General features: G+C 72.9%; 11 protein-coding genes and 1 tRNA gene. 8 read left to right on the top strand and 4 right to left on the bottom strand.

The window, feature by feature from the left end:
• Positions 1-11: 11 nt before the first annotated feature.
• Positions 12-85 (bottom strand) — tRNA-Met (locus tag ACWGE1_RS36155).
• A gap of 288 nt (positions 86-373) precedes the next feature.
• Between ACWGE1_RS36155 and ACWGE1_RS36150 the strand changes: the two genes are divergently transcribed.
• On the top strand, positions 374-577 hold the full coding sequence (locus tag ACWGE1_RS36150; RefSeq protein ID WP_030384970.1) for a cold-shock protein: 204 nt from the start codon (positions 374-376) through the stop codon (positions 575-577).
• A 157-nt stretch (positions 578-734) separates the two neighbouring features.
• Complete coding sequence (locus ACWGE1_RS36145; protein ID WP_453424704.1) at positions 735-1,874, top strand: serine hydrolase domain-containing protein; 1,140 nt, start codon at positions 735-737, stop codon at positions 1,872-1,874.
• Between the two features lie 26 nt (positions 1,875-1,900).
• Here ACWGE1_RS36145 and ACWGE1_RS36140 read toward each other — a convergent pair whose 3' ends face one another.
• Positions 1,901-3,223: an MFS transporter gene (locus ACWGE1_RS36140; RefSeq protein WP_453424703.1), complete on the bottom strand. Its 1,323-nt coding sequence runs from the start codon at positions 3,221-3,223 to the stop codon at positions 1,901-1,903.
• A 51-nt stretch (positions 3,224-3,274) separates the two neighbouring features.
• On the opposite strand from ACWGE1_RS36140, the gene ACWGE1_RS36135 reads away from it, so the two are divergent.
• Both ACWGE1_RS36135 and ACWGE1_RS36130 read left to right on the top strand, forming a co-directional pair.
• The gene (locus ACWGE1_RS36135) at positions 3,275-3,667 is read left to right on the top strand and encodes a MerR family transcriptional regulator (RefSeq protein WP_453424702.1); all 393 of its coding nucleotides are present in this window, start codon (positions 3,275-3,277) and stop codon (positions 3,665-3,667) included.
• Between the two features lie 40 nt (positions 3,668-3,707).
• Positions 3,708-4,421 carry a ribonuclease H family protein gene (locus ACWGE1_RS36130; protein ID WP_453424701.1) on the top strand — a complete coding sequence of 238 codons (714 nt, stop codon included), beginning with the start codon at positions 3,708-3,710 and terminating at the stop codon, positions 4,419-4,421.
• Here ACWGE1_RS36130 and ACWGE1_RS36125 read toward each other — a convergent pair.
• Positions 4,401-5,135 carry a beta-glucanase gene (locus tag ACWGE1_RS36125; protein WP_453424700.1) on the bottom strand — a complete coding sequence of 245 codons (735 nt, stop codon included), beginning with the start codon at positions 5,133-5,135 and terminating at the stop codon, positions 4,401-4,403. The two genes, ACWGE1_RS36130 and ACWGE1_RS36125, sit on opposite strands and share 21 nt — an antisense overlap.
• 205 nt (positions 5,136-5,340) lie before the next feature.
• Here ACWGE1_RS36125 and ACWGE1_RS36120 point away from each other — a divergent pair, with 205 nt between their 5' ends.
• The 4 genes from ACWGE1_RS36120 (at position 5,341) to ACWGE1_RS36105 (ending at position 11,100) form a co-directional block, all read left to right on the top strand.
• A complete protein-coding gene (locus ACWGE1_RS36120) occupies positions 5,341-5,748 on the top strand; it encodes a GNAT family N-acetyltransferase (RefSeq protein ID WP_453424699.1) in 408 nt (135 codons plus the stop codon).
• 112 nt (positions 5,749-5,860) lie between these two features.
• A complete protein-coding gene (locus ACWGE1_RS36115) occupies positions 5,861-6,727 on the top strand; it encodes a hypothetical protein (RefSeq protein WP_453424698.1) in 867 nt (288 codons plus the stop codon).
• The gene (locus ACWGE1_RS36110) at positions 6,727-8,883 is read left to right on the top strand and encodes a bifunctional serine/threonine-protein kinase/ABC transporter substrate-binding protein (protein ID WP_453424697.1); all 2,157 of its coding nucleotides are present in this window, start codon (positions 6,727-6,729) and stop codon (positions 8,881-8,883) included. The genes ACWGE1_RS36115 and ACWGE1_RS36110 overlap by 1 nt, the downstream gene beginning before the upstream one ends.
• Positions 8,884-8,889: 6 nt before the next feature.
• Positions 8,890-11,100: a bifunctional serine/threonine-protein kinase/ABC transporter substrate-binding protein gene (locus ACWGE1_RS36105; RefSeq protein WP_453424696.1), complete on the top strand. Its 2,211-nt coding sequence runs from the start codon at positions 8,890-8,892 to the stop codon at positions 11,098-11,100.
• Between the two features lie 28 nt (positions 11,101-11,128).
• On the opposite strand, the gene ACWGE1_RS36100 is transcribed toward ACWGE1_RS36105, so the two are convergent.
• Positions 11,129-11,749: an L-threonylcarbamoyladenylate synthase gene (locus tag ACWGE1_RS36100; RefSeq protein WP_453424695.1), complete on the bottom strand. Its 621-nt coding sequence runs from the start codon at positions 11,747-11,749 to the stop codon at positions 11,129-11,131.
• Positions 11,750-12,211: the final 462 nt, after the last annotated feature.

The following is a 12,211-nucleotide window of genomic DNA, read 5'->3' as shown; positions in this document are numbered from 1 at the left end:
CTTCCGAGCAGTAGCGGGGACAGGATTTGAACCTGCGACCTCTGGGTTATGAGCCCAGCGAGCTACCGAGCTGCTCCACCCCGCGTCGGTAGACCTCACAGTACGGCATCCCCGGGGCGCTCCTCGACGCATTTACCGGCTCCGGTGCCCGGAGTGTGGGCGAAAGGGCTGAATCTCGCCTCCAAGGCGAGATCATTCCCCCTGGTGACAGTGCGTGCAGGCGTGTACCTTCACGGGTAGCTGTCGTGGTTCCAAGTGCCTTGCCCGTGCCCTTTGGTGTGGGCAGTTTTGCTGTGTTGTGCCGTAGGACCAGGGCGATCACCTCCGTCTTCCACGCCGTGTGGAAGACGTACGTCAACGGGAAGGCATGAACATGGCTACGGGAACTGTGAAGTGGTTCAACTCGGAGAAGGGCTTCGGCTTCATCGCCCAGGACGGTGGCGGCCCGGACGTCTTCGCCCACTACTCGGCGATCAACGCGTCCGGCTACCGTGAGCTCCAGGAGGGTCAGGCCGTGACCTTCGACATCACGCAGGGCCAGAAGGGCCCGCAGGCGGAGAACATCACCCCCGCCTAATTCCCGGACGACGCCCGGTCAGGCCTGACCGCCGGGCTCCGGAGAACCGTTTCCCTGCCCCTTCGTCGAAGAGGCCGCGGAAAAGATCAGGGCCGTGCGGCGACGCCGCACGGCCCTGATCCGTTCGCCCGGCACCGGGCGGTGCCATGATGCCCGGGTGGATCGCAGGGTGAGCGCGGATGCGCAGGCGCGGGTCGGCCGGATGCTCCGGGAGCTGGTCGATTCCGGCCGGGAGAGCGGCCTGCAGGTGGCCGCCTACCTGGACGGCGAGCCGATCGTCGACGCGCACGCGGGCTGGGTCGACCGGCCCGGCGGCCGCCCGCTGCGTTCCGACACGCTGATCCACAGCTTCTCGACCGGCAAGGGCTTCACCGCGACCCTGGTGCACGTGCTCGCCGAGCGCGGGCTGATCGACTACGACACGCCCATCGCGCACTACTGGCCCGAGTTCGGGGCGCACGGCAAGGAGCGGGCCACCGTACGGCACGCCCTCACGCACGCCGTCGGCGTACCGCAGCTCCCTTCCGACCTCACGCCGGACGAGCTGTGCGACTGGGACACCATGTGTGCGATCGTCGCAGGCCAGAAACCCTTGTGGGAGCCGGGCTCCGCCAGCGGCTACCACGGCTGGACCTTCGGCTGGATCCTCGGCGAGACAGTGCGCCGGATCACCGGCCTGACCCCGGCCGAGGCGCTGCGGACGTACGTGAGCGAGCCGCTCGGAGTGGCCGACGAGCTCTGCTTCGGCCTGCCCGAGAGCGAACTCGACCGTACGGCTCCGCTCGTGGAGGGCAACTGGGCGGCCTGGCTGGAGACCCTTCCCGCCTCCGCGCCCTTCCGTCGGTACGTCGTCCCGAACCGCACCGTGTGGACAGTCGCCGAACTCGCCAACCGCCGCGCGTACCTGCTGGCCGATCTGCCCGCGTGCGGCACCACGACGGCACGGGCCGCCGCCCGTCTGTACGCCGCGCTGTCGGGCGGGGTCGACGGCGTGCGCCTGATGTCCCCGGAACGGGTGGCCCTGGCCGCGGAGGTGGCCGTCGAGGGCAAGGACCTGATGCTCCTCGGCCGGTACGCCAAGGGGCTCGGCTACTTCGTCGGCCTGCCCCAGATGGGCGGCGCACGCACGGCCTTCGGTCACCACGGCAGCGGCGGCAGCATCGCCTTCGCCGACCGCGCCCACGGCCTGGCCTTCAGCCTCACCCGAACCCGCCTGGTGGGTGGCGCGGCCGATACGGCGGCCCGGTCGCTCGCCGACGAGATCAGATCAGCTGTTACCTGGGCAAAAGACTCCTGACACGGCCGTGCTCATCGGGACGGTCACTACGGGATCGGGGAAACCGCCCGGTCCCGGCCCCCGTTCCGGCCCCCGTTCCGGCGCACGCTCCATCCCCAGACCCCGGCCCCGGCGACGGCGAGTACGACGGTCGCGATCCCCGACGCGGCCAGTACCTGCCGGGGCCCGAGGAGTGCGATCAGCGGGCCGCCGAGTGCGGTGCCCACCGGCCCCGCGGTGAGGAGGGCGGCGCTGCGGGCGGCGAGGACCGTGGTCAGCCAGGCGGCCGGGGTGCGTTCCTGGAAGAGGGTGTAGGACAGGGCCGTGAACGGTCCGTAGATCAGGCCGCCGAGGGTGAAACACGCCAAAGTGACGGGCGCGGACGCGCCGAGGCCGAAGGGTACGAGAGCCAGCCCCCACCCCGCGACGATCCCCAGGGTGACCGGCCAGAGCGGGAACCGCTGCAGGGCTCCGGCGGCCAGGCCGCCGAGCACCGCGCCCGCTCCGAACAGGGCCCAGTACAGCCCGAGCAGGCCCGCCCCGGCGTGCAGGTCATCGGTGACGTGCAACGGGAGCGCGACCTCCGCCGGCCCGTACAGGAAGTTGAAGAACCAGGTCAGGGCGAGGACGCCGAGGAGCTCGGGCTGCTTGCGCAGCAGGTGCAGGCCGGCGGCCGACCGGTCGGCGTCGGCCGGCAGGGCAGAAGCCTCCTGCCCGTCCTTCTTCTCTTCCTCCTCCTTCCCGGCCGCCGCCGTGCCCCGCAGCCGCCCGACCTGGACGGCGAGCACGGCGAAGGACAGCGCGTCGAGGCCGATGAGCCAGGCGGGACTGATCACCACCGCCAGGAACCCGGCGAGGGCGGGGCCGATGACGATGGAGGCCGAGGTGCTGGAACTGACCAGCGCGTTGGCGGCCAGCCGCTGGTCGGGGGGAAGGATCCGGGCGAGCAGCGAGAACTTCCCCGCGTTCCCCCAGGCGTGCAGGAGCGACGAGCCCGCCAGCAGGGCCACGTACAGCACCGGGTGCAGTACGCCCGCCGCCCAGGCCAGGGGAACGCAGCCGAGCAGCACCGCGCGGATCCGGCTGTCGGCCGCCAGCAGCCGGGCGGCGGGAAGCCGGCGCAGCCACCGCCCGAAGAGCAGGGCCCCGGCGGCCCCCGGCAGCGCGTACGCGGCGAGCGCGGCCCCCAGGAGCATCCCGGACTGCCCCGGGGGCGCGATCTCGATGGCCAGCCAGGCCACCGCGACCACGCTCATCCCGTCACCGAGATCGGAGGCCGCCAGTGCCGGCAGCAGCCGCCGGAAGTCGGCATGGGCGAACAGCGGCCGGTAGGCCTGAGGAAGGAGACGAGTTGTCTGTGCGGGAGTCACCGGGTCAGACTCGTGGTTCAAGCGCACTTGAAGTCAAGGGGGAGTGAGCAGGTGCGAAAGCTCGGTATCGGTGAGCTGGCCCGGCAGGTCGGGATGAGACCGTCGGCCCTGCGCTACTACGAGAGCGTCGGCCTGTTGCCGTCGGCCGAACGGGCCGCGGGCCGGCGCGTCTACCCGGTCGGCACCGTGCGCCGGATCGCGCTGATCAAGATGGCTCAGCGGGCCGGATTCACTCTGGCCGAGATCCGCGGCCTGCTGGACACCGATGCCGACCGCGGGGCCACCCGGCAGTGGCGCGCACTCGCCGAGAGCAAGCTGCCCGAACTGGACCGCTTCATCCGGCAGACGCAGATCCTGCGCGATGCCGTCGCCGACTGCCTGGCCTGCGGGTGCATGAACTTCGAGAAGTGCGAGTTGCTCGCCGCCGACGGGCCGGGCTCCTGATCCGTGCGGTGGGCCCCGGGGGATGAGGCATGATCGGGGGATGTCTGATCGCATCATCGCCGCCTGTGACGGAGCGGCCAAAGGGAATCCCGGGCCGGCCGGCTGGGGTTGGGTCATCGCCGACGCGCAGGGCCGCCCCGAGCGCTGGGAGGCCGGCCCGCTGGGGCGGGCCACCAACAACATCGGGGAACTGACCGCCCTGCAGCGGCTGCTGGAGGCCGTGGACCCGGGGACGCCCGTCGAGGTGCGGATGGACTCGCAGTACGCGATGAAGGCCGTGACGCAGTGGCTCCCCGGCTGGAAGCGCAACGGATGGAAGACCTCCTCCGGCCAGCCGGTCGCCAACCGCGAACTCGTCGAACGGATCGACGGGCTGCTGGCGGATCGTGACGTGACCTTCCAGTACGTTCCGGCGCACCGCGAGGACGGCGACCACCTGAACGCGATCGCCGACCAGGCCGCCAGCGACGCCGCGGTCACGCAGGAGGCCGCCGGTACGGCCCTCGGAAACCCGGACATGCCGGTACCGGCTCCGGCTCCGGCCTCGGCCTCGCCCGCGCGCCGCAAGGCCGCCGCGCCGAGGAAGCGTACGGCAGGATCCACCACGACGGGCGGTGGATCCCGGGCCATCAAGGCGAAGTTCCCCGGCAGCTGCGCCTGTGGCAAGCCCTACGCCGCCGGTGACATGATCACCAAGAACGGCAGCCGCTGGGGGCACCAGGCCTGCGCCTCCCTAGGGTCGGTGGACGCGTAGGTACGCCACCTCGTAGGACATCTGCGACACGGCCGGGTCGGGCGCCGGGTGGTATCGGCCGGCGCACACGGACAGGTTGACGATGAGGTACGCCCGCCAGGTGCGCCCGACCCCCCGGCGGTCGGCGAAGACCCGGGCGCCGTTGACCCACCACACGACCGAACGCGTCCCGAACTCGACCTTGAGGTCCACCCAGCCACCGGGGGTGATGGAGGAGTCCCGGTGGTAGCGCGAGCCGCCCTTGACGTGGTTGGAGAGTTCGAGCAGGTCGGCGTTGTCGGGGTGGTACTCGAAGACGTCGATCTCGTTGCCGCCGTCCCGCCAGGTCCAGATCGCCGGCCAGGCCCCGATCTCGACGGGCAGCCGCACCCGGGACTCCAGTACGTCACCGGCCCGGACCATGAACCCCTCGGCGCTGCCCTCGGTGGTCAGCAGCCCCGCGTTCCACTTGCCGTCCGGGCGGCGGGTGGCCCGGAACGTGCCGGTGCGGCTGTAGGAGGGGTCGGCCACGAGGTAGTCGAGTTTGTTGTCACCGGTGTTGGTGGGGCCGCCGTTCGGATACGCCCAGGACCGGCCGGCGACCCACTGGGTGGTCGACTGGAAGTCCGCGGTGAAGACCGGGGCCCGGACGCTGGTCGGGGTGGGCGAACCGTCGGCAGGGCCGGTGGACCGTCCGGTGAGTCGTCGGAGCCAAGTGAGAACCTGATTGAGCACGATCGCCCCTTCCCCTTGAATGCACGCTCCTGCAGCATGCCCGTCCGGGGCGCAGTACATACCGGTGGACCGGTTTGTCTTTCCCCTCTCCGTGCATGTAATAATCGCTATCCGGTCAGGGCTATTACATGCCAGGATGGTTCCCATGGGGGTCGCCGGAGTCCGAGCCTCCGACTCGAAGAGCTGCGCGGGGAGTTGCACCAGTATGTGGAAGTGTGAGCGTGTCGTCGGCGCCGACCTGGACGTCGAGGAGGTCCTCGCCCTCTATCGTGCGTCCACCCTCGCCGAGCGCCGCCCCGTCGCCGATGTGGAGCGATTCGCGCGCATGCTGGCCGGAGCCAACCTCGTCGTCGTCGCCCGGACCGATGACGGCCGCCTCATCGGCATCGCCCGTTCGATCACCGACGGCGCGTACTCCACCTACGTCGGCGATCTCGCCGTGGACGGCGCGTACCAGGGCAAGGGCGTGGGCCGCGACCTCGTCCGCGTCACGAGGGAAGCGGCGCCCGAGGCCAAGCTCGTGCTGCTCGCCGCGCCGGCCGCCGTCGACTACTACCCGCACATCGGCTTCACCCGCCACGAATCCGCCTGGACCCTGGACCGCCTGCAGTGAGTCACCGGGCGGGCGGTTCTCCTTCGGCTCGATGACGGGCGTCAACGCACCTTTTCCGTAAGCCAGTTACACCAGTCCACGGCGGGGTACGATCCGTGCCGTGGGGGGACTGGTGAGACGCAACAGAGGGAACGCCGGCCTGCGCGCCTGCGGCTGCGCGGTGGTGGGACTGTTCCTCATCGCCGGGTGCGCGGGCGAAGACACGCCGAAGGACGGTGCGGCGGGCCGCACCCCGGCCGTGTCGGGCACACCGTCGGATACCGGCAGTCCGGGCCCGGGCGGCACCGGCTCGAGTGCGCCGGCCGCCGCGTCCGGCAGCCCGGGCTCCGACCTGGTGGCGCAACTGGACGAGTCCAAGCAGCCGAAGACGGCCGCCGAGGCCCGCGACCTGCTCCGCCGGATCATCGTCGCCGAGCAGGCCCTCGGGCCCGAGGTCGTGCGCAGCACCCCGTTCGAGGGCGATCCCACCCGCTGGCCCGTGCTCGACGAGGGCTGCGTCTGGCAGACCGAGGGCCTGCCGGCCGACGTGCTCGCCACGAGCACCCGCCACTTCCACGTCCCGGCCAAGGACGGCCACGGCCGGATACGGATCAACGCCACGGTCACCGTCCACCACAACCGCGAGGAATCCGGCTGGGAGACCGCCCGCGCCATGGAAGAGGTGCTGAGGTGTCCGGGCCAGAAGCTGCGCGAGGGCGAGGAGCTCAAGAACCTGTGGGGCGGCTCCCTCTACCTCGGCGAGCAGCTGAACACCTGGACCGAGGACGCCTTCACCGAAACCGGTGAGTACGTCAGCGCTCAGGACGGCGGACCGTACCCCTACACCTGGTCCCAGGGCCAATTCGGCCCCGTCACCGTGGCGATCTCCGCCCGGGGCGCGGCCGGCATCACCCCGGAGGCCGTGAACGCCTACGTGGTGCAGGGCACCAGCCGGATGATGCTGCACGCCAAGCAGGAGCTCGGAAAGGCGGCGGGCTGATGGAGCCGCTCCACCCCTCGGACCCCTCCCGGATCGGCGGCCACCGGCTCCTCGGACGCCTCGGCGCCGGCGGCATGGGCGTCGTCTACCTCGGCCGCACCGAGGACGGCGCGCTCGCCGCCGTCAAGGTGATCCGCGCGGAGTACGCCGACGAAGCCGACTTCCGGGCCCGCTTCCGCCGCGAGGCGGAGATCGCTGCCGAGGTGGACAGCCCGTGGGCCGTCCGGATCACCGGCGCCGACCCGGACGCCCCCGAACCCTGGCTCGCCACCTCCTTCGTCGCCGGACCCTCCCTCGCCGAGGCCGTCGGGACCCACGGCCCGCTCCCGCTGCGCGCCGTACGGATCCTCGGCAAGGCCATGGCCAAGGCCCTCGGGGTGATGCACGACCAGGGCCTCGTGCACCGCGACGTCAAGCCCGGGAACGTCCTCCTCGGCATGGACCGGCCCCGCCTCATCGACTTCGGGATCGCCCGCGGCGGCGAGCACACGGCCCTGACCTCCGCCGACGCCGTACTCGGCACCCCCGGGTTCCTCCCGCCCGAACAGGCCGAGGGACGCCCCGCCGAACCGGCCGGCGACGTCTTCTCGCTCGGCTGCCTCCTCGCGTACGCCGCCACCGGCCGGCTGCCCTTCGGCGCGGGCACCGTGGACGCGGTGCTGTACCGCACGGTCCACGACGAGCCCGACCTCGGCCCGCAGATCCTCGCCGACCCAGAACTCGCCGAGCTGCTGCGGACCTGCATCGCCAAACACCCCGACATCCGCCCCACCGCCCGCGAGCTGGACGCGGCCCTGACCGAGGACACCCCGGGGGAGGGCACCGACTGGCTGCCCGACCCGGTCGTCGCCACCATCGCCGAGCGGGCCGCCGCGCTGCTCGCCCTGCCGGGCATCGACGAGACCGTCGCGGACCCGGACGCCGCCCCCACGCCCGGCACGGCCGCGCCCTCCCGCAGACGGTTCCTCGCCCTCGCCTCCGGCGGGGCCGTGCTCGCGGTCGGCGGCGGCCTGGCCTCCTGGCTGGCGCTGCGCGACCGGGACAAGCCCGGCACTCCGGCCGCCGACGCCCCGCGGAAGTGGGTGATCGGTGTGCACGCCGACCTCTCCGGCCCACAGAAGGCCGCCGGACAGGCCCAGGAACGCGGAGTGCGCCTCGCCGTCGACGCCTTCAACTCCCGCAAGGACAAGCCGTTCACGCTCTCCGTAGCCACCGCCGACGACGCCGGGAGGGCCGACCGCTCGGCGGCCGCCGCCACCGGACTCATCGCCGACCGCGACCTGTTCGCGGTGATCGGCCCCACCGGCAACGACTCCGTGATCCCCTGCCTCGAACTCTACGGCGAGAGCTCCGTACCCCTGGTGACGGTGTCCGCGCTGGCGACCACGTTCAGCATCACCGACCGGCGCAGCTTCTTCCAGAGCTGCCCGATCTCCTCGGCCCAGGCCGCCGCTGTCAACCTGCAACTCGCCGGAAAGCAGGGCGTCCGGCGGATGGGCATCCTCAACGACCGCGGCGGCGACACGGACACCTGGCAGGCCGCCCTGCTGATCGGCCGTACCATCAACTACTTCGCGCCCGAAGCCACTTACTACGGGCGTGTCGTCCCGCGCGGAGTCCAGGACCTGGCCCCGGTGGTCAGCGACCTGCTCGCGCACGGAGTCGACGGCCTCTTCTACTCCGGCACCCCGGCCGGCGGCGCCAAGGTCGCCGCCCTGCTGGCCGCCGCCGGATTCAAGGGTGCCCGGGCGGCCGACTACACCATCGCCGGCCCCGAGTTCCTCTCCGCGGCCGGCCCGGCCGCCGAGGGCTGGCAGTTCTTCACGCCGTACACCGGCCCGGAGGCCCCCGAGGTCGCGGAGATGACCCGCGCGCACCGGGCGGCGTACGGATCCGCCCCCGACATCTGGACCGCGGAGGCATACGATGCCACGCGCCTGATCATCGACCGGCTGGTCACCACCGCGGCGGGCGGAGCGCGCCCGACCCGTGCCGGGCTCCTGACCGCACTCACCCAGGGCACCTTCCGCGGCCTGACCAAGGAGTACACCTTCGACGACAGGCGACAGTTCAAGGGCAACGTCTACTTCGCGCACCAGGTGGAGGGCGGCCGCCTGCGCTACGTGGGCCCGGCCACCCAGTCCTCTGCCGGATAGCCCCGGATGCGCCCCCTCACCCCTGCCGATCCGGCCGCGATCGGCGGCAACCGGCTGCTGGGACGCCTCGGCTCGGGCGGCATGGGCACCGTGTACCTGGCCCGTTCCGCCGCCGGGATCCTGGTCGCGGTCAAGGTCATCCGCGCCGACCACGCCGCGAACCCGGACTTCCGGGCCCGCTTCCGGCGCGAGGTGGAGGCCGCCGGCCAGCTGACCGGGCGCTGGGTGGTCCCGGTGGTGGCCGCGGACCCGCAGGCGCGCGAGCCCTGGCTGGCCACCCCCTTCGTCCCCGGACCCTCGCTGGCCGAGGCCGTGGGAGGGTACGGTCCGCTGCCCGCCCGGGCGGTTCGGACCCTGGGCGTGCGGCTCGCCGAGGCACTGGAACAGGTGCACGCGGCCGGACTGGTCCACCGCGACGTCAAACCGGGCAACATCCTCCTCGCTCCGGACGGGCCCCGCCTGATCGACTTCGGGATCGCACGGGCCGCAGGCGCGGCCACGCTGACCGCCGTGGACGCCGTGCTCGGCACCCCGGGATACCTGGCCCCGGAACAGGCCCGGACGGACGGCGCCGCGGCGGGCGCCGCGAGCGATGTGTTCTCGCTCGGCTGCGTGCTGGCGTACGCGGCGACCGGGCACGGGCCGTTCGGCGGTGGGCACGCGGCCGCGGTGGTCTACCGTACGGTGCACGACGAGCCCGAACTCGACGGACTGCCGCAGGAGTTGCTGGACCCGGTGCTGGCCTGCCTGGCGAAGGACCCGGCGGCCCGGCCCACGCCCGCGGGGCTGCGCGCCGTGCTCGGCAACGGCCCGTCCGGCGAGGGCCCGTCCGGGGGCGCCCCGGTGGGCGACGACCTCTCCGGGGACGACCCGTCCGGTGTGCCCGCCGAGGACTGGCTGCCGCCCCCGCTGTCCCGTCTCATCGCCGAACGCTCCACCAGAGCCCTGGACCTGCCCGCCCCCGAGCCGACCCGCATCGATGCGCCGCAGGCGCCCGTACGCGGCCTCACGCGCAGGCGCCTGCTCGCGGCCGGCGCGGGCCTGGCCGCCGTCGGCGCACCGGTCGCCTGGTTCACCACCCGCGAGCGGTCCCGCAGCACGACGACGGAGCCCCGTGAACCCACCACCCTCACCCTCGCCCTGCAGGCCGACCTGACCGGGCCGGGGAAGGAGACCGGCCAGGCACACGAGCGCGGCATGAAACTGGCCGTGGAGCGGCACAACAGCCGGTCGGACGCCGCGTTCCGACTCGCCTTGCGCGTAGCCGACGACGGCGGGGACGCCGCGCGCGCCGCGCAGGTGGCCAAGGAACTGGCCGCCGACCCCGCGGTGGTCGCCCTCGTCGGCCCCACCTGGGACGCGGCCGTGCCCGAGCTGGTCGCAGCGTGCGACACGGCCGATCTCGCCCTGCTGCTGGTGTCGGTGGACAGCCCCGAGACCGCCCTGTCCCGGCCGACGTGGCGCACGGTGTGCGCCACCCGCCCGGCCGGTGACCAGTTCGTCCTCCCGGTGATCGACTACCTCAGCCGCGTACGGCCCGTCCGCCGCACGGGCCTGGTGGAGGACGTCGAGGCCGGCGAACCCACCTGGCCGCTCGTGCGCACCCTGCAGCAGTCCCCGCCCTCGACGGGCACGGTCAGCACCCACCGGATCCCGGCGGGAAGCTCCGACTTCGCGGGCGCCGCACGCGCGATGACCGGGGCGGGGGTCGAGGCCGTCGTCTTCGCCGGCACCTCACCGCAGCGAGCAGCCGGGCTGGCCCGCGCCCTGGCCGACGCCGGGTTCCAGGGCCCGCGGATGGGCCTCCAGCACGTCATGGAACCGGCCTTCCTCACGGCCGCCGGTCCGGCCGCGGAGGGCTGGCTGTTCAGCACGTACTTCACCGACCCCCAGGCCGTGCCCGCCGCCGCCGGGTTCGTCGCCGCCCACCGTGCCGCCTACGGGGAGCCGCCCGCCCGGTGGGCCACCGAGGCGTACGACGCCGTGGGCCTGCTGGCCGCGGCCCTGGCCGGCCTGGGCGAGGAGGGGCGGGGCCGGGCGGGCCTGCCCCCTCGGATCTTCCGGACGGCCCACGAGGGCCTGGCCAAGCCGCTGTCCTTCGACTCCAACACCCACGTGCTGACCCGGGGCCGCACCGCCCACCTCTTCCGCGTCGAATCAGGCACGTACCGGTACCTGGGCCTCTACGCGGACGTACGCCCCTCGCCCGCGGGATGACCGGGGCGGCGGCCTCAACCCCGCGCGCCTACTCGAAGCGCGAGGTGTCACCCGCGCCCCGGCGGACGATCTCGACGTCACCACCGGAGAAGTCGATGACGGTGGTCGGCTCGGTGCCGCAGTCACCGGAGTCGAGCACGGCGTCCACCTCGTGGTCGAGCCGCTCCTTGATCTCCCAGCCCTGCGTCATCGGCTCGGCCTCGTCGGGCAGCAGCAGGGTGCTGGAGAGCAGCGGCTCGCCGAGCTCGGCGAGCAGGGCCTGAGTGACGACGTGGTCGGGGATCCGGACGCCGACCGTCTTCTTCTTCGGGTGCAGCAGCTGGCGCGGCACCTCCGAGGTGGCGGGAAGGATGAAGGTGTAGCTGCCGGGGGTCGCCGCCTTGATGGCGCGGAACACGTCATTGTCGATCTGTACGAACTGACCCAGCTGCGCGAAGTTCTGGCACACCAGGGTGAAGTGGTGACGATCGTCCAGGTGCCGGATCGACCTGATCCGGCTGATGCCGTCGCGGTTGCCGAGCTGGCAGCCCAGCGCGAAGCAGGAGTCCGTCGGGTATGCGACGAGCTTCCCGCCGCGGATCATGTCGACCACGCTGTCGATGGTGCGCCGCTGGGGATTCTCGGGGTGAACGTCGAAGTATTTCGCCATCCGCCGAGCGTACGCGGTCGGGGACCCGGCTCCGGCCCGCCGACCGGGACGTGGGGGACGGGCGACGAAGTGGCGCTGCGCGGATGCGCACGCCGAGCGAACTGACGGACGTCGACGATCCCGCCCGGCCCTGGCGGCCGCCGCGGGGCACGGTGCGACGGAGGGCGCCCCCGCCACGGCCCGGCAGGGCCGCTCCTCGTCGACGAGGAGTTTCAGCGCCTCGCTGATCGCGAAGGCGGCCACGGTCCCGGCGGCCGCCAGGGCCAGGCCGGCCAGGCCCGGGACGCCACGGCGCCGCAGGGCGCCCCGTCCCGCCGGGCCAGCAGCAGTCCCAGGAGCGGCAGCGTGCCCTCGCTCGCGGCCTCCAGCACCGGCCCGCACCGGGGCGCCCGGCCAGTCGTCCCCCACGCGACGGGCCGATGACAGGTGGCCCCACGCCCAGGCACCCACCGTGACGAGCAC

It is taken from the genome of Streptomyces sp. NPDC054932 (genome assembly GCF_053610205.1).
Note: the sequence above shows the minus strand (reverse complement) of the source record. Positions and strands in the feature narration are given on the sequence as shown.